Here is a 20,514-nt window from a genome sequence, read left to right on the forward strand (position 1 = left end):
GGAAATCCCAACTCATGAGCGAAGGCGACTACACCGTAAAGCGCGAGGAGGGCCCCACGCGCGGCCGCTATGTCATCGCCCTGGCCCCCGGCGCCGAAGCGGAAATGACCTACAAGAAATCCGAGGACGGTATGATCATCATCGATCACACGGGCGTCCCGCCCGAATTCGAAGGCCGCGGCATTGCCCTGCAACTGGTCAAGGCCGCCATCGCCGACGCCCGCGCCCAGAACTTCAAGATCAAGCCCGTCTGTCCCTATGTCGTGGTGCAATTCCGCCGTCATCCGGACTGGTCGGACCTTCTCGCCTGAACCTCAATAGCCGTAGCGCACCCCGTCGGCCCCGTCGGCCGTCAGTTCCGCCAGATCGTCCCAGGCAATGCGGGCGGTGGGCGAGCCATAGGCATAGGCGGCCACTTCATAAGGGCCGAAAGTCACCACCAGGTCATAGGGGTCGGACAGGTCCCAGCGTTCGGGGTTGATGACCACCTCGGCAATATCCTGCGGATCGTCCAGCATCAGGAATGAACCATGCTGCGCCCGCAGGGCCGCAGTGACCTTCTTGAGCAGCGCGCCTTCCCAGCCGGGCTTGTCGAATATGTCGGTCGCCACCACTTCCCGCTCTTCGTCGCTCAACCAGTGGAGGAAAAAGGTCATGCCATTGCCATGGGCAGCGCCATGGCCATACCAGTAGGTGGTGACATCCAGCGTAATGCGCCGGCCGGTCGAAGTGTCGGAAACGCCCATCGACACATAGGTGTCGCTGGTTTCGTCAACCGCCCCCGGATCGCCAGAATCGGCCGGAATATCGGACAGCGCATAGGACTTTTCGGCAACGAAATCGTTGAACGCCGCGTGGAACGGAACGGTGCCATCCAGTTGCGGGTAACTCACCTCGTGGCGTGCCACCGGCCAATAGGATTCGGGATTTGCCGCCTCATAGGGGTCAGGCAAGGCCGCGTAACGGCTGGTTGGATAATAGCGGTACCCGTCGATGATCCGGCTGGTCTCGAGCACCCGCGAGCGGTCCGAGAACACATCGATCAGACAGGAAAGACCGGCCTCGGAATAGGCACCCGAGCTCAGGGGGCGTGCGCCGGGGCTGCAGGCCTGCTGGGCAAAGGCCAGCCAGCGCCGCTGGTCGCCCCGCATCTGCTCCCGCGCCGGTTCGGACAGCCCGCCCAGCGCCGTCTCATAGGTCAGGGCCAGCCGGTCGTCGGCCGCCGAAAGATCGGCATTGTCGCAAATGGCGCGCTCGAATGGGGTCGTGGCGCGCGTGCAATCGAAACTGGCCGCAAGCGCGATGGAAGCGGGCATGAACAATTGTCCGATGAAAAGCAGCCCGGCCGCGATGGCAATACGCATGTCCATGATCTCCCCGCAGTGAACCTGCGCCGAGATAAGCAGGCCAAACCCGCCGCTTCAACCCTGCCGGTTGCGTGAACTCTTGTGGAAGTCGCCCATTTCCCGATCGAAAACCACCACGCGATTGCGCCCCTGTTCCTTTGCGGCATAGAGCGCGGCATCGGCCATGTCGGTCGCGATCTCAAGACCGTCCCCGGCTTCGGCCATGCAGGCGCCGATGCTGGCCGACATGGCAATCTCGCTTCCGTCGGCCATGAGCAGCGGGCCATCGTTGATCGCCGCCAGCACCGCATAGGCCATGGCCCTCAGCACATTGGACGAACTCTCGGGCAACAGCACGATGAACTCGTCCCCGCCCCAGCGGGCGCAGGGATTGGCCGGACCGACGACCTGAGCGATACGCATGGTCATATCATTGATCACCGCATCTCCGGCGGCATGGCCGAAATTGTCGTTGATGCCCTTGAAACGGTCGATATCGACAAGCAGCAGCCCATAGGCGCCTTCGGGGGCGGCTGCGGCATGGGCGGCAGAGAATCCGCGGCGATTGAGCAGGCCGGTCTGGCCATCCATATTGGCCAGCCGCTCGAGGTCCGCGGTGCGCTCGCGCACGCGCGCTTCGAGTTCACTGGTCTGCACATCGACCGCCCCTGCCATGTCGGAAAAGGCCGTCGACAGCCGGTCGATCTCGTCCCCGCCCGTGCCGCCCAGGGCCCGCGCTGCCGGATAATCGCCGGACCGGGCCCGGCGAACCGCGGTTTCGAGCACGAAGACCCGGTCCAGGACGGATCGCTTGAAGACCAGCATCAGCACAAAGGCCGTTATGCCCATCACCGCGATCAGCAGCGCCCCGATGGGCAGGAACAGGCGCTTGTCGATGATGGCATCCACATCCATCAATGTGACATTGAACCAGCCGAGCCGGTCGAGATAGCCGGCGCCCACAAGCACCTGCTTGCCCTCGATGGTCACGAAGTCGGAAATGACCTGCACCTCGGAACTTGCCACCCGGTCGAGCAGGCGCTCCAAGACCTGCCGGTCCGCCTCGCTATCCACCAGCGAGAACACGGTACGCTTGTCGCTGAGGCTTTCCGAAAGGCTGGCCAGGTTGACTAGGTCTTCGTCACGATGGGCCTGAATAAAGCCCTGGCGATCGACAAACATCGACGTCACCCCGGTCTGGGGGACGTTGACCACTTCCTGGATGAAGGCCGTCAGGTCAATGCCGGTGCCGAGGACGCCCAGCACATTGCGCCCCTCACGGATGACGCAGTTCATCCAGACCTTTGTGACCCGCAAATTGGCGTCATTGTCGACATTGAGATAGCACCCCTCCCCCAGCGCCTTGGCGGAAAAATACCAGGCATCGCGGGGGTTGTCGGCGCTCACGGCATAACGACGCTGGTTGCCGGCATAGGCATTGGCCGCATCGTTGAAATAGTAATTGCCCGAGCCATCGATGACGAAAAAGTAGGACCGGTCGGCAAAGCTCTGGCGAAAATGCTCGAGTTCGGCGATGCCGCGCCGCATCAGTGCCGGGTCATCCTCATTGCGGGCCCAGTCGCGAATGGCCTGGCTGCCGGCCAGCGTCTCGGCCAGCGAGACCTCGCGCACCAAGGCGCCCAGCCCACGATAGCGATCGTAGAGCACCTGCTTTTCGGCGAACAGCGTGCCCAGTTGGATGACCGTGCTATTGGCGATCCAGTTGAACGCCAGATAGGCCGGCGCGGCGACCACCGCAAATCCGGCCAGGACGAACAGCAATACCTTCAGCGACAAGGTATCGCCGATATGGCGCAACAGGGACGAAATCGGGCGACGCATGGGCGGTTGGATCAGTGAACAGGGGCCGATCCTCGGCCAGAACGCCTCAAGACTTTATTAAGATTGATGGCTTTTTGGACCCGGCTTGGACAGGAACGCAGCGATCGCGCTGATTTCCTCCTGACGGATTTCATGGCCGCCTTCATGCCAGGCCCGATCGACATCGGCGCCATTGGTCTCGAAGTAAGCGGCGAGGGTGCTGGTTTCCGGAGCCGGGGCGATCGGGTCCCGACGGCCTGCGGTGATCAGCACCTGCCGGCCGGAATAGTCGGCCGGTGCCGGTGAAAACGGGATCAGCGGATGCATGAGCACAACGGCATCGAAAAGCTGCGGCGCGGCGAACTGCACGGAGGCCAGGATATTGGCGCCGTTTGAATAGCCGAGCCCGATGACCTTGCCTTTGTGATCTGGCCCGATCTGGGCGCTGACGAATGCGCGCATGGCCTCGGTCCTCGTGGCCAGGTCGGCCATGTCATAGACACCCTCGCCAGTCCGGCGGAAATAGCGCAGGGCGCCCTGCTCGCTGACATCGCCGCGGGGCGCAATACGCCGGGCGCCCGGCAGCACCTGTGCGGCAAAATCAAAGAACTGGTTCTCGTCCCCGCCGGTGCCATGGAAGAGGAAGATCGTGGGAGACGCCTCGTGCTCTCCGTCAGCCTGCCTGAAATGATACGCGGACATCAAATTCTCCTGTACTGCCGGGAATATGGACAGCCGGAGGCATAGGGGCAATTGCGCTGTGCCGACACGGACCGTTGCCGATCCGGCAACAATGGCTCAGGGACGATAGCCCGCCAGAATGGCGAGACGCAGCGACTCGGCCACCGCCCGCGCGGCCGTCTCTTCGGCACCGATCTCCGATTCCTGGTCGGTCAGGCTCAACGTCGCATCCTGATAGGCCGTTTCTGCGCTGCGCGTGGCCTCGAGCAGAATCTCATCGCCCTGGCGGATCGTAACCGTTGCCTGCACGGCCTCGGCCTTGGGGTCGCGGATGCGGAACGGATCGGACTTGGGCGTATAGGCGCTGGCGCTGGACGCCCGCACCGTCAGCACGGGATCGGCTGCCCCGGCCGCGCCCGGAAAGGCCACGCGCAACCGGTTGAGAACGAGTTGTTCCATGCGGTTGGAGGGCGAAGCAAAATTGAAACGGATGGCTTCCGCGCCGGAGCGATCGCCATAGACCGGCGCCAGGCTCGTGCAGCCCGAAAGCGCCAGCGAGACCAGGCCGGCACCGAGAACCACGAGAAATCTTGAGCGTTTCATGGCGTCCCCTATAGGCCCGGCAGGCCGCCGGAATAGCCCAGATTGAGCCCCGAAGGTGCCTTGATGCGGAACGTTGCCGTGATCCGCGTGTCATTGGGTGAAGTATGGGTCGGCCCCGTCCGCGTCACCGCCCCGGCAATGTTGAGATAGCCATCGTCATAGGCAAGACCGCCGCCGACCTGCAGGAACTTGTTTGCCGCCAGGTCCCAATAGACATTGCTCGATACCGACCAATAATCGGCAAAGGGCATGGTCGCCTCAACCCCAACCTCATGCAGGTCTCGCACATTGCCCAGACCCGTCTCGGCCTTGGCATAGCGATAGTTGAAGGCGCCGGCCCAGCCGTCCTGGCTGTATTTGATGCCCGCACCGGCCCGCGCCAGCGCGAATGTCGTGGTGTCGACCTGCAGCTTGCCGCCAAGGCTGACGCTGTCCATCACCCTTCCATAGGCGCCCAGGACTGCGTAGGAGGCGGCGGAATCCAGGCCGGAATCGACGCCGGCATTGGTCAGGTCCGGCGTGGCAAAGACATTGGTCCCGGCCAGCTGGAACGATTGGCCGGCCACCAGCTCAAGATAATTGCCATCGTCCATGCTGGCGAGATACCGCCCGCCGACATTGAGGCGCAGGCCGGTTTCCTGCCGGTCGATGCCGGTGAAACGGTTGTAGCTGAACAGATTGGTGTCGTCGAAGACCACGCTCTGGGAGTCTTCATTGGTGATACCGGGGGCAATGCTGGAGGCATTGCGATAGACGATCTGCGCGATCGGCTCGACCAGATGCGTCATGCCGGGCGAGCCAGCAATGAGCGGATAGCGCACATCGAGCGCGGCGATGGGGGTCACGCCCCAGAGATCGCCCGCAGGCGGTGCGCTGGCCAGCGTGCTGTTGCCGTCATAGACCGCACCATCCAGCCGCGCGCCGAGGAACGGCGTGACCACCGCGCCACCGGCAATGAACTGGTTCTGCCAGCTGGCCTGGGCCATGCCGTGCATGCGGCTGCCGGCATAGCCGTGAACATAGGGCACGCCGCCCACGGTGCTGGCACTGTCGCGCACCCGCTGCACACCGAGAAGGCGGGCTTCGATATCCACCTGCCCGGCGCCCTCGGGCAGGGTGAAGGTCTTTTCGACCCGGACATTGGGAAGCGCCAGCCCTTGCCTTTCGACTTGTGCCTGGCTGGTATTGCCCAGGGCATTGAACTGCTGCACCCGGGCATCGAGATAGGTGTCGTCATTGAGATGGGTGACATAGACCTGGTTGATCGCAGCCTTCTGCTTGTCGAGGTCATAGTCATCGAAATAGGCGCGGTCGGTATAGACCGCGTAAGACGCGCCCACTTCCCAATCCTTGACCGGCACGAAATGGCCCGAGGCCTGGATAGCACCGCGCCAGTCGCGCACTGCCGGTCCGTAGGAGCTGAAGGCGTTCTTGTTGAACTGGTAGAGGCCGGAGGCCTTGATCCGGAACTGGCCGCCGCTGAACCGCTGGATCCATTCGGCCCCCAGCAGCCCGCCCTGCCCGGTCAGCAGCGTCGGGCTCAGGATCACGTCGGTAAACCGGCTCGAATAGACCGTGACCGGCACGGAAACCTTGAGCCCGTATTTGTCGTCGTAATCGAGTTCCGGGCGCGGCATGTCGTCGAGCGCTTCGCCACTCAGGTCCGGTAGCCACAGATAGGGCAGCCAGAGGACAGGCACACCCAGGAGCGCCAGGCTCGGTTGCTCCAGCGTTACCGAGCGGTCTTCGCGGTTATAGGTGACCTTGGCGGCGCTCATCGACCAGCCGATACGCCGGCCCTTGTCGTCAATACAGTCGCCGCACGGGGCGTAGTAGGCATTGACGAGGACCGATTGCAGTTCCCGATCATAGTCGAGGCTATCCGCCGTCACCAGCGAGCCATCGGTGCCCGTCAGGGCCAGCGACTGGAGGAAGACCTGGCGCATGCCGCCGGTCACCACCAGGCTGGGAGATTGCGAAATATTGCCGGCCGGGTCGCGCACCGTCACGCCGCCGGACATTTCGAGTTCCCCGACATTGCGGCGGAACACCAGGCTTTGTCCCTTGAGGACCCAGCCATCAGCCTTGAGCACGACATCGCCATAGGCGGTGATGGTATTATTGTTGGCGTCGAAGATCAGTTCATCCGCCTCGACGCCGGTCGGGCTGGACGGATCGATGGCCTGATTGAAGTAATTGGCCGGCACCAATCCCTGGGCGGAAACGGCAGTGATGCCCGCCGGGCCGAGCCCGGCAAGCATGGCAAGTGCCAAAGCTCCCCCGATCAGGTGGCGGTCAACTGGCCTCAAGACTTCTCCGCCTTTCTCTCGCGACGCCCTTGCGGGGCGAGGAAAAGGCGCCAATCGGCGCCGCCACTCGCACACAAAGATGCTCTGCCATTCCGGCAGTCCCATCAGATAATTAAAGTACCGACCATTCTGGTGACGGGCAATGAACAATCTGCAAACCGGGCCCGGCCCGCTGCCGGTTATGGCTGACAAGATGTTAATGGGCCACAATGAAAAAACCCGGATGGCCAGGCCATCCGGGTTCAATGGTTGCGGGAGCGCGCAATTGTCGCGCCCCTACATTCACGCTGGCGGCCTAGTAGATTTTTCTCGCCTGTCGGCTAATCAGACCGTTTTAGCTGCGGTGAGCACCCGAAACAACTGCGCCTTCGCTTGAACAAAAATCAGGTCATTCTCATCATTTACTAGAACCTTCGCACAAAGCTTTATGCCTGCGTGTAGGGGGTGCGCTCCGCCTTCATTGTCCGTTGAGCAATCGTCAACTACTGAAAAAACTCTGCCCACATCCGGAAGTTGGATATCCCGCACCTCGCGGGCAGTTGGAGCATAGACTTTCGCAAGAGCTTGGGGAGAGCCCTGCTGCGGCTCCAACTCCGACTTGATCGCAGCGAGTGCTGGCTCGTCTCCGTCTGCCAGACGCCACACTGACAAAGACCCTCCTGGCAGCAGATCAGCCTTCCTGATTAACGAACCCTTGGGTTTGCCCTTGTTGTAGTGCATTGGCTCGTAACCGGCTCGACAGATTCTTTCTTCGTCCCCGACTGGACCAGGGGACGCAGGATGCTGCGAAATGAGCTCCCGAGAGCAGAGAGCGGCGCACGTCATGCCAAATAGAACAACCGCTCTGCCACGCCAGCATCAACAACAAACCGGTGCACGGCAGTGTCGTCGATCACCGGAATGATCTTGGCCACGCATCTGGAAGGATTATCGTGCACAAATGAGCAGATAACCTCGCCGCGTCCAGAAAACTCTAGAGAAAATAGACTTTCGCGATCCAGAAGCCAACGCAAGGCAACGCGCCCATCTTCGTCAACCTCTACCTCCGGCAAGTGATCTTGGTGCAAAGCGAATGCAGACAGCACACGAGCGACGTCGGCCTGAATGGCGGCGGAGGGAGCAATAGCGCCCTCGATCCAACCATCCTGAAGACGGCCAAGCTCAGTGACGACATGGTCAGCGATATCGCTGCTGGGCGCCAGAATTGCTTCAGACTGTTGCGCTTCTCTCTTCCCGGAGCCTACGAACATATGAACCCGTGGCTGTGGGTTGCTCAACATTGAGCCGGTGGCACCGGACGTGCTACCGCCACCAAGCAAAACGGCTAAGCCTCCAGCTGCAATGTAACCTGCAAAGCGACCGAAGCTGGAGGATCGGATGGCGTGCGACGCCGTCGCAGTTGTATCCTGAAAGGTCATGTTAACCCTATGCCCGAAGCGATCGCTGGAGTGAGAAGCTTCTTAAGGAGCGACTTGTTCCGGATATGCATATTCTCCATACCGGAAACAAGCGCTTCGTTGTAATTTGCCCCAAGCCAACTGATTTGCCTAGGCGTCCGATACCGCATGTTCTGGAAGTTGGTTATCGCCACTTGGGCAGCGGCGCCGCGCTGAGCTGTCTCAGGGGTCGCGGTAAGGCCATCCACATTCAAGTGCACCAAAGTGGAAACAGGCGCCTGCCGGTCTTCGAACCAAGCCACATGGCTATGCCAAACCGGACCTGACTGGAATGCAAAATCAGCCAAGATGTCGCTTGGTTGGAGAAGTGCCCGCAAATCATACATCTGCTCATCGGCGTGCCAAAAGAAGTCATCACGAACCAGCAACACGAGCCCCGATACCTGCAGGTCTCCAAATCCGGCACCAACCAGTAGGCTGCAAAGGCGCGCCAAAAGCATATAGGCCTGGCCCGAGACCGCCACCCATCGCGTGTAGCGCCTGCAATCTACTGCGATTTCGCTCCCAGACACACGGAGCGACCATGCGGGTGTGCCATCTGGCCTCAAGAACGAGAACTCCACACCGGGAAGGTGATGGATGACCGGCCCTTGTGGCGTGACCTCGACGCTCATGGTTTGACCGCCATTCAGGGCCGGCAGTTCGGACTTGAAGTTTCTGTGGTTGTTTTGAACGAGATTGACCACATCCGGCGGGAGAGGCGCCGAAAAGACCACCTGGAACGTCACTCCGCTGACAGCATGTTCAGAATTTGCAGATTTGAACATCGCGTCCCCTGACTATGAGCCGCCCGCATCCCGGCAATCGGCTGCCTACCCGGCTTGCGACCGTCTGGCAAGATGATTCATGGATGATGAAGAAACGGTTCCTGCGGCACGGGAGCGCGCAATGATCGCAGTCCGAAAATCGTGCTGGCCGCCTGGAACGCCTTGTGGTTGTCTGACCGCATGACCCGCGTTCCCATTTTTGATCCGGCCAAAAATCCGGAAATCGCTCGCCTCCGCCGCGTCCTCGCACAGCTTGAGGCCACGCCTCTGGGCGCGCGCGAGCGCGAATGTGCTGATGTGCGGGAGCGGGACATTCGGATGCGGATAGAAGAATTGGAGAAGCGCTGATGTGCAACCTCTATAGCCACACGTCGAACATCGAGTCGATCCGCCGGATGGTGGGAGACTTCAAGCGCATTCACGACAATGTCGGCAACCTGGAGCCGCAGCCTGGCATTTTCCCCGACTATCCCGCGCCCATTGTCAGGAATACGCCGGAAGGCCGTGAACTGGCCAAAGTCCGTTGGGGCCTGCCATCGAGCCAGAAGGCGCTCTATGACGCGGCCAGCCGCCGCGCGGACAAGCTGCGCGAGAAGGGCAAGCCGGTCGACTTTGACAAGCTGCTGAAAATGGAGCCCGACAGCGGCACCACCAATGTACGGAACATCAAAACGGCCGCCGGCCGATGGAACCAGCATTGGAACCGGTGGATGGGCGTCGAAAACCGTTGCGTCGTGCCCTTCACCAGTTTTTCCGAATTCGACAACACAGTCGAAAACGGCCAGAAAAAGGGCGACACCTGGTTCGCCTTCGATGAGAGCCGTCCACTCGCCTTCTTTGCCGGGATATGGGTCGGCGGTTGGGAAGGCGTGCGAAAGATCAAGCTAGGGCTGGAAAAGGACATGGAGCTGTTCGGCTTCCTCACCTGCGAACCCAATGATGTCGTCGGGTCCATCCACATGAAGGCCATGCCGGTGATCCTGACAGAGCCCGAAGAAATCGAGACCTGGCTTACGGCGCCGAAAGAGGATGCCATTGCCCTGCAACGGCCCCTGCCCGATGGCGTGCTGGAAATCGTGTCGGTGGGGAAGAAGTCGGACCAGGCCTGACGCCTCACCCCCGATAGACGTCCCATTTCCATAACCGCCTGACCCCATTCGGTCGCCTGAGGCGCAAGGCCCCGATATCGAAGCGGGTCGGGATGTGGAAGCGAACGGACATATATCCCGAGCACTTGCAGCGGCCGCATCGGGACGGTGGCTCATAGACCATCATGTCCGGCCCCCAGATATCCACCACGTCCGTCGCCAGGAACGCGGTCTCGTTTCGGCAGGCGCGGCAGGTGTAGATGATCACCCTGCCCTCTTCGGCAGCGTGTTTCAGGCGATAGGCTTCAATCCGCCGGCGGCTCGGCGTCATGCTCATGGGTGACCTCGCGGTGTGCAAGGTCACGACTCATACTATGAGAACAAACGCGGAACAAGTGGAGCGACCCCGAGGGTTTACACCTCGCTGCCGGGCGGGGAGCCCGGTTGTCTCTCTAGACGGGTCGCATGATCGGGCTTGGGGAACGGCTGCTCCCGCAAGGTGCAGCGCCTGGCGAACCGAGGCTGCATGAACCGCAAATAGCGAAACTGACGCAGCACCAGTTGCTTAGCCCGGTGCCGATTGTCAATGAGGTGCCGCGCTTTGACCGATTGCCGCCGGCTGGTGTCGGTCATGATGATGTTGTGGAACACCTCGCCATCCAGTTCCCAAAAGGTTGAAACGTGCTCGCCGTAGAACTTGAAGCCGGCGGCCTGATAAACGGTGCCGAACAGTCCGCACCGCTCATCCGCAAAGGATTGCAGCCATCGCACCCGGGGATAGGCCCGGCGGATGAACTTGACGGCATAGCCAATGGCCCGGCTCTCGCTGTTTCGTGGGGCGCGATCGTCCAGCCACATGCGATTGAGTTCAAGGTAATCGCGATTACCGGTCCCGGGCACGATGGTGGCGCCCGAGGCCGGGTTCATCGCATAGCCAAACTGGAGAACACCCATAAGTTCGCCCTCGATGACCAGCCCGAGATGCACGTAGCTGGTATTGACGATCTTGTGGCTGTAGTGCTCCCGCGTGATGATCTCGTTGGCAAGGTCGCGTTCGATCTCGCGAACATCGAACACATCCGTTCCAAAACCGGTGACACCCGGCGCGCCGATGAGCACCGATTGCCCGGACAGCAAATAGCCCGGCGACTTGGCGCCAGGCGTCGATTCATAAGTCATTGAGAGGTTCACCATACAACCGGCGAGCCCGAAAGGGCGCAGGGCCGGTGTTACGGTGACGTGTATCGGGCCGGGTGAACGTTTGCCGACAGGACCCCGGCGAGGTGACGCGCAAGCGCGCCTCCCCTGCTATCCCCGCTTCAGATCGCGCATCTTGTCGCTCAAGGCGCGCACCTCGCGGCGCAGTTCTTCGATTTCGTCGGTCGTGCCGCGCAGCACGATGTTCAGCCTGTCGCCGATCTTGTTGTGCTCGACCACAGTCTGGTTGAGACCCTCGATGGCCGATGCCACCTGGTGAATGGAGGCCGGATCGATCGTGAGCGCGGCGATTTCCGCCTTGCCGCCCCCGGCCCTGCGATTGTTGACTACGGCCACCCCGACCGCGCTGGCGGCCGTCACCAGCCCGGCCAGAACGCCGATGATCGCCACCTGCGTCGGCGCCTCTAGTGCGAAAAACCAGTCCACGGCCGGCTCCTGATGGCTTGATAGGTATCGGCACCGGCCCGGCCGGCATTGAACACGTCGCCCGCCATCAAGACGAGGGCCAGCAGCATGGCCATGGGCGGGCCGTGCTGGTTGGTCGCCATCGCATATCCAGCTGCGATCGAGGAAAAGAGGCCTACGCCCATGACGGCCACGACACACCGAATCGGGGCCGATATGGCCGGCTGGTGTCCATTGAGCACCAGGGCGCCAATGCGCGCCGCCCCGAGCACAAGGCTGGCCCCAACCCAGACACCCACCGGCGCGATGGCTGAAAACCCGGAAAGCCCAGCCCGTTGAAAGGCGGTCGGCCAGATGACGAGATAGAGCCCGATCAGCACCATGGCGAGGCCTCCCAGCCATTCGGCGATGCGGAGCGGGATTTTCTCGCGAAAGCGCAGGAGGATCATGACGGCCGCCCGCAGCGGTCGAGCGCGTCATAGTGCTGGCTGAGGTCGATGACCCATTCGGCCGTGTCCGGATCGGCCCGCGCCGCATCCTCGAGCGCGTCGAGCGCCTGCCCGGTTGGTGCCGGCAGGTCAGGACAGACGCCGGTCAGTTTTACGGGTGCCTGCACGGTCGCGCAGCCGGCCAAGAGCAGTGTCGAGATCGCGGCCGTCAGAAGTGATTTGATCATAGTCATCGCGCGCCGCTTCGGCGGCCTCCCTTGCTTCGGTGCGGATGTCCTCGCGGCCCAGTTCGCGCTGGCGGCCGGTCCACCAGTCGATGAGCGCGGCAATCAACCGCGCCCACCAGGGCTCCCGGGCGCTCATGCGGCGCCGGGCTTGAGGATGGCATTGCGGGCCAGCGGATCGGTCAGGTCCTGGGCCGTGATGCGCCAGGGCAACCGCGCCTCGATCTTCTCGATGATCCCAGCCTCGCCGCCCATCCAGGCGATGAGCTTTGCCGGGCCGTGTTCGACGGCATAGCGCAGGGCATCGGCAAGGATCTGGTGCCGCAGGTCAAAGGTCAGTTCCTTGCCCTCAAGCGCCCCGGCCGCGACATTCACGCCGTGGCCGATGGCCCGGGCGAGCAACTGCTCGACCTGCTTGATCATCTGGTCGGTGATATAGGCCCGCAGCGTGGCCGGCACGAAGGACAGGGCCCAGGTCAGCAGCGCCCCGATGGCCGTGGCCAGAACGGTGCCGAGCAGCGTCAGGATGTCCCCAAGCCAGTCGCCCCAGGGCAGAGAAACCGTGGTGCCGTCCTGGGCAAAGGCCGAAACTGGCGCCAGGGCCACGATCAGGCTGGGCAGGCCGAGAAAAAGGGCGGCAAAGATCGCCGCCTGCTTGAGCAGTCGCATGGGTAGTCTCCTGTGATGTTGAGGGGTGGGTAGGCTTAGGCGGCGAGACGGCTGAGCGGATCGGTCGTCACGGTGAAGCAGGGGCAGGCCTTGGCGGCATATTCATTATGGCCGCTGATCTTGCGGATGCCCTTGTGCAGGCCGGTCAGGCGATTGCGCAGGTAAAGCAGCGAGGCCACCTGTTGCGGGGTGCGCGTATCCTTGGCGGTCTTGCCGTCCGCCGAGAGCCCGCCGACATAGCAGATGCCGATCGTGCCGGTATTGTGCCCGGCACAATGCGCCCCCACCTGCCCGACCGGGCGGCCGGACATGATGCGGCCGTCGCGATAGACGACATAGTGATAGCCGATATCCGACCAGCCGCGCTGCTTGTGCCAGGCACGGATATCGGCAACGGTAAAATCCTTGCCCTCCGGCGTTGCCGCGCAATGGACGATGATTTCCGAAATCGGCCGGGCCGTCGTCAGTAGCTGCAGGCTGTCGTCATTCGGCGGCAGATAGGCTGATCCGTCCGGTGGCGGGCTGCCAGTGATAACCGGCCCCGCCATGGCCGACTTGTCCGGCTCGGCCCGGCCGGGCTTGATCGGCGCCGCCTCCGCCTTGAGGGCGGTTATGGTCTGCCGGCCGGCAATACCGTCCATGACCAGTCCAAGCCGCTGCTGGGCGGCCAGAACTGCCTTTTCGGTGGCCGGGCCAAAGTCACCGTCGACCTTTAGAGCCAGTCCGTCGACAGCCCGGTTGATGAGAATTTGCAGGTCCCGCACGGCAGCACCGCGCGATCCCCGCTTGAGCAGCGTGGTCATTGGGATTTCTCCTGATGTTGGACAAAGAAAAACCCCGCCGAAGCGGGGTGGATTGACTCATCGCGTTTCAATCACGCCAATAGTGCGGGGAGATTGAGAATGAAATTTACCGCGTGCACTCTATTTGCGGCTTTAGGACTGACTTTCCCTGCAGTCGCAAGCGACTGGGACACATGGTCTGTCGGCATCGTCGGTGGGTATGTTCTACAGCAACAACGCGACATTCTTGGCAATGGGGTCGACCTTGACGGCGCGTACGTTGGCGTCCGCGTTGGCAAGTGGTTCGTCCAAGATGGGTTCGTTCGGGGAGCGGATGCCATCGCTGCTATTGGCGGCGCATACCGGCAATATACTGACGGCTCGTTGAGCGGAGTTAGAAAAGATCTGGCTTCGCTTGCGGTACGGGGAAAGATCGGCACGCTGATGGGTAACGGATTGGCATACGCCGCTATCGGACCAAAAGTGGTCGCGTCTCATAGCAAGTTTACTTGGGATAGTCCGCCGTACTTTGTTTCAAGCGATCGAGTTCTTGGGGCAACCTGGGCCACGGCTGCCGTAGGCATTGAATACAAGGTCTCTCCAAACTTCGGACTGGTGGGCGAAATCGAGATTTCCACCCGACTTTTTACCCCGGCGGATGTCTCCCTTACAAGTTATGCCGCAACAGCCGGCCTGAACTGGTACCTCGACTAGTCAACCGCCACGCCCTCCCAAAGTTCATCCACCGCCACATCCGCCGGCAGCGGGTCCATGGCCTCGATCGCGTTCGACTTGGCCCGCAGCCGCTCGATCTCTGCCCAGGCCACCAGGGCCGCGCTTTGGCGTGCCTGGAGCGCTTCGGGCCAGCCGGCTGGGTCGGCGCCGTATTGCATTGTCGCTGCCTGGCCTGCCGCCAGGGTGTTGCGCTGTTGATCCTCTGACATGACGAGGAGGATGCGCCGGCGGCACTCTGCCTTGATGCCGGCGATCTGTTGAGGCCGCTCGATGGCCGCAATGGCGGCGTCTAGGTCCAGGCTGGCAACGGCGACGATTGACCCGTCAGGCAGTTCAACCTGGTCGTCACCAATGAGCGTGGCGCCCGGTCCACAGACCGCAAAAACGGCGCGCGACAGGCAGGCGATATTGGTCATGGCGTAATCTCCGTTAAGACCCACGAGCAGCCTTTGAGGCCGAACGTCGCATCGAAGCCGCTCGTGGCGTCGTCGCTGGGATCGAGCCATGGGCGAATGACCCAATTGCCGGAGGCGTTCTTCTGGCTGGCCGACAGCTCCCCAATGATCGGGAGCTGGCCGATCAACACCTCGCCTGATTGAATTCCGTTGGTCGAACCCAGATTGGAACCCGTCACGCCATCGAAGACGACATAGGTGCCGGCGCTATTCTGGTAGCTGAAAGTCAGGACACCGCTGGCGTCATTGTCGGTCCCGTTCTGTGTGACCTCATATCGGGCATAGGCCGAAATCAGCAGGATCGAATTCGGAACGGTCGGCGTCACCGTAATGGTTGGGCCTATGGCGGCCCCTGGCGCGGAACCGGGGGTCCATGACCGCGTGTAGGTCGTGTTGTTTTCGCCCCTGACGATCTTGTGGGTGAAGCCTGGTCGGGTGCTGATCTGGACTTCTGCCCACGCCGTAAACGCGCCCCCACCACCGGAAGAGTCGTCGACGCGAACCATCAACGGAATGCTGTTGGACAGCGAGACATATTGGGTTCGCTGTCCGTTTGAAGTGAGCTGCAGGCCCACGGCATCGTATGACGGCGTGCCTGGGATTACCGGCGCCCCTATTGCCGAGTCGGAGAACGCAAAGAACTGCGTCCCTTGAAGGGTGTCGAGGTCCGCCGCCGTTGGGCCATGGCCACCCAGCCCAAAGGCGCCGACAATTAGGCCTCGGCCTGAAGTGGTGTCGAGCTCATTGGCCTGCTTCTGCGCGACATCGAGCGTTGTGCGCATGGCCGCGAAATTGGCGTCGTCGAGCAGCGCAAGCACATTCGCCGAAAAGCCTGTCGCAAGGGCCGAACGGGCCGAGGCCGGAAAGTCGGTCAATGCCAGGGTGCCGGCGCCATTGCCATAGGGCAGCTTGTTTGCCGCTAGGCTCAGCCCGGTCAGCGCCAGGACATTGCCATTGCCCAACTGGTTGAGCAGCTGCACCAGCTTGTCCGAAAACACCCCTTCCTCGTTGCGCGCCAGGTAGTTGAAGGCCTTGTTGGACGCGGTTGCGCCCTGCCAGGCCGAAACACCCACGGCGGCGGTGTCGCTGGTCGGGTCCGATGCCAGTTGCATCTGGCCGACGCCTGGAATGGAGATGACCGAACCGGCCTTGTAGCCCTTGAACAGCGTGCCGGTGCCGGTGATGGCGGCCGAGCCGTTGGTGAAGGTCACGGTGCCGGCATTGTTGGCGGCAAAGATGCTCATGCATGTCTCCCGAAGCGGCCGACGACTTCGACGGCATAGGTGGCTGAATAGTCGGTGGGGTCGCTGTAAGTGGGCGGGTCGGTGCCGTCCCACTTGTGGCGCTGGTATTGCGGCGCGCCCGGACCAACCAGAATTCCGGTTGTTCCGCTGCTGACCTTCCGCCCCGGTGAAGACGTCGGAAACCACACCGGTTGCGCTGTCGACCCCGACCCGCCATAGCGGTTCTGCCCGCCTTTGCTGTCGGCAAGCGACTGAGGGTTGCTGTCGCCCCAGCTTCTGAACCCGCCGCATTGCCCGGACACCGACTGATCCAGCCGCGCAACCAGATTGCCGCCGGTGATGTAAATCGACAGGCCCCGAGAAAAGCCGGTGGCCGCCTCGAGCTCCATCGAACCGCCGGCCGGCACCCAGAGATTGGCGAAAGGCGCGGCCGACAGGGTCTGGCCCAGCCAGGAATGCGATGGCCCGCTGCTGCGGTTGACCCGCACCCGGCCGAAGAACAGGTTGGCGCCACTTGGTGCGGCAGTCAGGGTGATCGTATCGACCCACTCCTGCGGCCGCGCGCCTACAGCTGCAATGCCGGTCGTGCCCCACAAGTACCGCTGATCCTCGGGGGCGAGGGAATTGAAGTCGCACTCCCAATCCCACAAATCGATCCGGCCCTTCGGAACATCGGGAAACGCCGCGTTGAAACTGTAGCTTTCCTCGCTGGGCAGGAAGCCTAGCATCGCGCCGGCGCTTATCATCGCATTGCGGCCGTCATCCCAAACCCGCATCTCGCCGCCGCCGATTTGGTAGCCCTTGCTCATGGCACTTTCACCAGAACCGAGGACGAGCCGGCAAACGACCCGGCATAGGCCATGGAGGGGCCATAGGGCGCATCATTGGGCTCGCTGGACATGCGCACCTTCATGGCAAAACTGGCCGGCACGATCTCGAAAACGGACCCGTCAGGATCGACATAGCGGATAGTGCCATTGTCCCAGTCGATGGTCCGGCCCTTGGCAAAGCCAAAGGGGGTGCCGCCAGGTACGACCTGCAGGTAACGCCTGTCTGATCGAAACCTGCCGCGCGCGAGGGTCAAAATCCCAGTCACCGGGTCCCAGTGCCGGAGCACAATGCCGGACGGCGCACGCGGCTCGCGGAACACGATCACGGTATAGGTTCTGCTCGCTGCAGCCATGCTGTTGGAAGTGCGGACCGCCCATTCGCGCAGGCGGATCACGCTGCTGGTGGCGTTGGCCGCGACCTTGCGGGTGCGGCCGTCCGACAGCACCTGGACAGGTCGGCCGGGATAAATGACGTCGCCGTCATAGATCACCATGAAGTCCGGAACGTAACCCAGCCCATGGGTGAGCAGGTCGTGGTTGGTGACGGTGGCGGGGAACTGGAGCACGCCATTGAGCCCGACTTCGCCACCCGGTCCGGATCCGGCCGCGACCGAGGCATGGCTGATCGTGACATTGGTCGGGCCGTGACTGACCTCCATGTAGTCGAGGTCGGAGTGATACTTGATCTTGTCGAGATGCGCCGCCGGGTTGATGAACGGGGCATTGCGCGATGCATAGGGGTCGTCGGCCGCGCCACCTGTTCCATTTTCATAGAACAGGGCGGCTTTCTGCAGTACGGGATGCTCCCACCAAACCAGACCCATCAGCTGATCTCGCTTCTGAATTCGCCGGTGTTCAAGTCCCAGTAAGAGAGGCCGTTCACCGATCTGATGCGGCCGGTGAACACTGTATTTTCAGCGTCGATCACGACGCGGGTTTCGCCTGTGCTCTTGGCGTCGATATAGATTCCGGCGGACACAAACCCATTGCCTGTCGAAGCCCGTGCCTGCAGCGCGACGCGGGCGCTCCATCCGCTGGGGGCCGAAACGGCCGTGATTTTGAACAGGCCACCGGCGAACCGGCCATCAAAGTCCGTCTCGACGGCAATGATGGCCGTCGCAAGGGCCACAACCTCATCCGCAAGGGTGGAGACGTCACCAGTAAGCTCATCGATCTCTCCACCCTGCGTCGTTACGATCGAGGTCACCGAAAGCAGGCCGGATGCTGTTGCCGTCAGGCCGGTGACCGGATCGTTGATCGTCGCCTCGGCCGTGTCCATCCGGCTCGACAGGCTGCCGATCCCGCTCGAAACCGTGGTGATCTGGCTCTGAAAACTCGCCGAGGTCTGCGCAAACGTTGTGCTGAGTGCTTGGGTAAACTCCGACAACGCGCCCAGGTCGCCGGCCACCACATTGATCTGCTGCTCGAACTTCGCCTCGGTGGTCCCGAACCGGGCCGTCACTTCAGTTCGGATCGTCTGCTGGTCCATGACCCTGTCCAGCAGCCCGTTGGCCAGCAACGCGATGGCCCGCGACCGATCCGCCTGCATCTGCTCGATCGTGCGGCTGTTTTCCTGCCGCAGCCGGTTGAGCTCGTCGGTCAGGTCATCGGGGCCAATCTGGACGTCCGCGATCGTGACGGGCATCCACGCGGAGGCGACAACTGGCCTGCCGGACGGCGTCACATACTCAAGCTGCACCTCAATCGTCTCGCCGCGCAGCGAGAACGGCACGCCAATTCGAGCAGACCCGGTTAGGAGGCCAGGTTTCGGCACCAACGTGGTATAGTCTGGATCACCCGACGCGCCCAGCATCCGGTGTGAAACCCGAACAAAGCTAACGTCGACCTGGACCGAAGCCGAGGACCAAAAGGCATCATAGGCCAGTTCACCTGGAACCGGAGCGACGGACGGCCCCGACACTTCCTGCGGATCCGGTCGATTGGGGCGAATGGGCGTGAAAGTCAGAGGCTTCTGATCTGTGTCCGGGTCCCAGTCATGGTCAGAAGGGTCAATTTCATGAAGGCCCAGCACCACATTGCCGAAGGGTTCAACCGTGCGGGCCGTGATCAGAAAGAACTTGGCCGAGTAGCCGAACCGCTCGGAACTCCAGGCCAGCACCTGCAGAGGGCGGAACTGCGCGAACTCAGGCGGCAATGCGACGACATGGCGGCGAAACCGCCGACCTTCCTCAACCACAGCCTTTAGAATGCGCTGAGCCTGGGTGCCGGAAAATGTCGTATCGAGGCTGAGACCTTCGATGTTCTCCCGGCCGTCATCCTCGGTGACAAGATCGCTGCGAATATAGGGCGCGGTCTCTTTGTCTTCCCAGGACTGCTCCGGCTCACGATACGTGGCAGTCGCGCCGTTGATTACCTCATCGAGGTTTGGGAATGGGATCGTCCCAAGCGAATTGGTTGCCAGGACATCAGCGTCAGAAAAGGCACCATCAGCAGTGTTCGGCACACCGACTAACGGAAAAACCGTTCCATCTGCCAGGTGGGCAATTCGCCCGTTACAGCCGACCAGAAATTCGCGGATGACATCGGCCGGACGCTCATTGAGGGCTATCAACCGCCCTGCGCGAAACTGCTTCTCGGTCCCGCCGTCCTTGAGGTTGATGGCAAGATCGCAGGCGTCCATTGCTGCGGCCCAGGCATCATAGGGCAGTTCGGACGCGCTTTTCTTGCCACCCCACACATGAGCGCCATTGTAATAGATGCCGCGCTCGATGTTGTAGATCATGACCATGTTGTTGTCGGAGAAGGCCCATGTGGCCTGCTCTTCTGGCGTCGGGATGGCGCCGGCCCAACGCTGCGGACCAGACCCGCCCTTGGTGCTGTCCTTCCGAGGGTCATAGAGCTTGATGCCCTGGAACTCTCCGACCACCTCCGGGAAGCCGGTCCAGACAGTGTCGCTCCAGAGAGCCGTGGTGATCAGGTAGGGAACGCCGACACCGATCATGTCGGACGCCCATTCCCGATCTTCGTCGCCGCCGAATTTGTCAATCAGGTAGGTGTCGGCATCGGTTTGGGTGCCCTCGAAGAACTTTTCCCAGAAGTGCGGAACACCTTCGTCACCATCGATCTCGATCGGGAAACCCTGGGCAACTGCGCCAGCACTAGGGTTGTCCCTGCGAACGCCGTTCACAAAGCGGCCGATCATTCCAGTGATGGGCAGATCACCGAATGACCGCACGTCGGTGACATAGGCGTTGGGAACGCCGTCGACGTCGCCCCAGCTATTCCGGTATTCGAGCTTGCCGGCCTCGGCCACAGTGCCAATCAGGAAGTATTGCGGCACCTTGCCGCCGATCATCACCGAGCCGCGCGTGCCGCCGGTCTTGTCCTGTGGTTTGGCAAATGCTTGCTGCAACAGCGAAGACGCCAGCGACAAGACGACGCCGACGATGATCTGAATGATGAAGTTCAAC

At 62.0% G+C, this 20,514-nt stretch carries 24 protein-coding genes; 4 read left to right on the forward strand and 20 right to left on the reverse strand.

Annotated elements, in window-relative coordinates:
• Positions 1–14: 14 nt before the first annotated feature.
• A complete protein-coding gene (locus KIT02_RS10165) occupies positions 15–311 on the forward strand; it encodes a GNAT family N-acetyltransferase (protein ID WP_297577553.1) in 297 nt (98 codons plus the stop codon).
• A 3-nt stretch (positions 312–314) separates the two neighbouring features.
• Here the strand turns inward: KIT02_RS10165 and KIT02_RS10170 are convergent, their stop codons facing one another.
• From KIT02_RS10170 to KIT02_RS10205, 8 genes are all read right to left on the reverse strand, one after another.
• On the reverse strand, positions 315–1,364 hold the full coding sequence (locus KIT02_RS10170; protein WP_297577555.1) for a DUF3298 domain-containing protein: 1,050 nt from the start codon (positions 1,362–1,364) through the stop codon (positions 315–317).
• A 57-nt stretch (positions 1,365–1,421) separates the two neighbouring features.
• Positions 1,422–3,188 (reverse strand): diguanylate cyclase, encoded by a 1,767-nt coding sequence (locus KIT02_RS10175; protein ID WP_297577557.1) that lies wholly within the window; start codon positions 3,186–3,188, stop codon positions 1,422–1,424.
• A 57-nt stretch (positions 3,189–3,245) separates the two neighbouring features.
• Positions 3,246–3,869 carry an alpha/beta hydrolase gene (locus KIT02_RS10180; protein WP_297577559.1) on the reverse strand — a complete coding sequence of 208 codons (624 nt, stop codon included), beginning with the start codon at positions 3,867–3,869 and terminating at the stop codon, positions 3,246–3,248.
• A 96-nt stretch (positions 3,870–3,965) separates the two neighbouring features.
• The gene (locus KIT02_RS10185; RefSeq protein WP_297577561.1) at positions 3,966–4,451 is read right to left on the reverse strand and encodes a hypothetical protein; all 486 of its coding nucleotides are present in this window, start codon (positions 4,449–4,451) and stop codon (positions 3,966–3,968) included.
• Between the two features lie 8 nt (positions 4,452–4,459).
• Positions 4,460–6,760, reverse strand: a complete 2,301-nt coding sequence (gene lptD, locus KIT02_RS10190) for an LPS assembly protein LptD (RefSeq protein ID WP_297577563.1) — start codon at positions 6,758–6,760, stop codon at positions 4,460–4,462.
• 324 nt (positions 6,761–7,084) lie between these two features.
• Complete coding sequence (locus tag KIT02_RS10195) at positions 7,085–7,480, reverse strand: hypothetical protein (protein WP_297577565.1); 396 nt, start codon at positions 7,478–7,480, stop codon at positions 7,085–7,087.
• 101 nt (positions 7,481–7,581) lie between these two features.
• On the reverse strand, positions 7,582–8,178 hold the full coding sequence (locus tag KIT02_RS10200; RefSeq protein WP_297577566.1) for a hypothetical protein: 597 nt from the start codon (positions 8,176–8,178) through the stop codon (positions 7,582–7,584).
• Complete coding sequence (locus tag KIT02_RS10205; RefSeq protein ID WP_297577567.1) at positions 8,175–8,984, reverse strand: TIGR04255 family protein; 810 nt, start codon at positions 8,982–8,984, stop codon at positions 8,175–8,177. Before KIT02_RS10205 ends, KIT02_RS10200 begins: the two co-directional genes overlap by 4 nt.
• Positions 8,985–9,125: 141 nt before the next feature.
• Between KIT02_RS10205 and KIT02_RS10210 the strand changes: the two genes are divergently transcribed.
• Together KIT02_RS10210 and KIT02_RS10215 are read left to right on the forward strand one after the other, a co-directional pair.
• Positions 9,126–9,332: a hypothetical protein gene (locus tag KIT02_RS10210; protein ID WP_297577568.1), complete on the forward strand. Its 207-nt coding sequence runs from the start codon at positions 9,126–9,128 to the stop codon at positions 9,330–9,332.
• Entirely contained in the window at positions 9,332–10,093 is a 762-nt protein-coding gene (locus tag KIT02_RS10215; protein ID WP_297577569.1) for an SOS response-associated peptidase family protein, read from the forward strand. Before KIT02_RS10210 ends, KIT02_RS10215 begins: the two co-directional genes overlap by 1 nt.
• Before the next feature lie 4 nt (positions 10,094–10,097).
• On the opposite strand, the gene KIT02_RS10220 is transcribed toward KIT02_RS10215, so the two are convergent.
• From KIT02_RS10220 to KIT02_RS10250, 7 genes are all read right to left on the reverse strand, one after another.
• Positions 10,098–10,409 carry a hypothetical protein gene (locus KIT02_RS10220; protein ID WP_297577570.1) on the reverse strand — a complete coding sequence of 104 codons (312 nt, stop codon included), beginning with the start codon at positions 10,407–10,409 and terminating at the stop codon, positions 10,098–10,100.
• Positions 10,410–10,486: 77 nt separating this feature from the next.
• Entirely contained in the window at positions 10,487–11,251 is a 765-nt protein-coding gene (locus KIT02_RS10225) for a hypothetical protein (RefSeq protein ID WP_297577571.1), read from the reverse strand.
• A gap of 129 nt (positions 11,252–11,380) precedes the next feature.
• The gene (locus tag KIT02_RS10230) at positions 11,381–11,716 is read right to left on the reverse strand and encodes a hypothetical protein (RefSeq protein WP_297577572.1); all 336 of its coding nucleotides are present in this window, start codon (positions 11,714–11,716) and stop codon (positions 11,381–11,383) included.
• The gene (locus KIT02_RS10235; protein ID WP_297577573.1) at positions 11,695–12,144 is read right to left on the reverse strand and encodes a hypothetical protein; all 450 of its coding nucleotides are present in this window, start codon (positions 12,142–12,144) and stop codon (positions 11,695–11,697) included. The genes KIT02_RS10230 and KIT02_RS10235 overlap by 22 nt, the downstream gene beginning before the upstream one ends.
• The gene (locus tag KIT02_RS10240; protein ID WP_297577574.1) at positions 12,141–12,371 is read right to left on the reverse strand and encodes a hypothetical protein; all 231 of its coding nucleotides are present in this window, start codon (positions 12,369–12,371) and stop codon (positions 12,141–12,143) included. Before KIT02_RS10240 ends, KIT02_RS10235 begins: the two co-directional genes overlap by 4 nt.
• Positions 12,372–12,503: 132 nt before the next feature.
• Positions 12,504–13,037, reverse strand: a complete 534-nt coding sequence (locus KIT02_RS10245) for a hypothetical protein (protein ID WP_297577575.1) — start codon at positions 13,035–13,037, stop codon at positions 12,504–12,506.
• 35 nt (positions 13,038–13,072) lie between these two features.
• Positions 13,073–13,840: an N-acetylmuramoyl-L-alanine amidase gene (locus KIT02_RS10250; RefSeq protein ID WP_297577576.1), complete on the reverse strand. Its 768-nt coding sequence runs from the start codon at positions 13,838–13,840 to the stop codon at positions 13,073–13,075.
• Between the two features lie 99 nt (positions 13,841–13,939).
• Between KIT02_RS10250 and KIT02_RS10255 the strand changes: the two genes are divergently transcribed.
• Positions 13,940–14,533, forward strand: a complete 594-nt coding sequence (locus KIT02_RS10255; RefSeq protein WP_297577577.1) for a hypothetical protein — start codon at positions 13,940–13,942, stop codon at positions 14,531–14,533.
• On the opposite strand, the gene KIT02_RS10260 is transcribed toward KIT02_RS10255, so the two are convergent.
• Genes KIT02_RS10260 through KIT02_RS10280 form a run of 5 tightly spaced genes read right to left on the reverse strand, consistent with a single transcriptional unit; the run spans position 14,530 to position 20,513 of the window.
• Positions 14,530–14,970, reverse strand: a complete 441-nt coding sequence (locus KIT02_RS10260; protein WP_297577578.1) for a hypothetical protein — start codon at positions 14,968–14,970, stop codon at positions 14,530–14,532. The genes KIT02_RS10255 and KIT02_RS10260 overlap by 4 nt on opposite strands.
• Complete coding sequence (locus KIT02_RS10265) at positions 14,967–16,253, reverse strand: hypothetical protein (RefSeq protein WP_297577579.1); 1,287 nt, start codon at positions 16,251–16,253, stop codon at positions 14,967–14,969. Before KIT02_RS10265 ends, KIT02_RS10260 begins: the two co-directional genes overlap by 4 nt.
• Positions 16,250–17,062: a hypothetical protein gene (locus tag KIT02_RS10270; protein ID WP_297577580.1), complete on the reverse strand. Its 813-nt coding sequence runs from the start codon at positions 17,060–17,062 to the stop codon at positions 16,250–16,252. Before KIT02_RS10270 ends, KIT02_RS10265 begins: the two co-directional genes overlap by 4 nt.
• Complete coding sequence (locus tag KIT02_RS10275) at positions 17,059–17,907, reverse strand: hypothetical protein (protein WP_297577581.1); 849 nt, start codon at positions 17,905–17,907, stop codon at positions 17,059–17,061. Before KIT02_RS10275 ends, KIT02_RS10270 begins: the two co-directional genes overlap by 4 nt.
• Positions 17,907–20,513 carry a hypothetical protein gene (locus KIT02_RS10280; RefSeq protein WP_297577582.1) on the reverse strand — a complete coding sequence of 869 codons (2,607 nt, stop codon included), beginning with the start codon at positions 20,511–20,513 and terminating at the stop codon, positions 17,907–17,909. The genes KIT02_RS10275 and KIT02_RS10280 overlap by 1 nt, the downstream gene beginning before the upstream one ends.
• Position 20,514 lies beyond the last annotated feature (1 nt).

The sequence above is a fragment of the Devosia sp. genome, from assembly GCF_025809055.1.
Classification (GTDB): Bacteria; Pseudomonadota; Alphaproteobacteria; order Rhizobiales; family Devosiaceae; genus Devosia.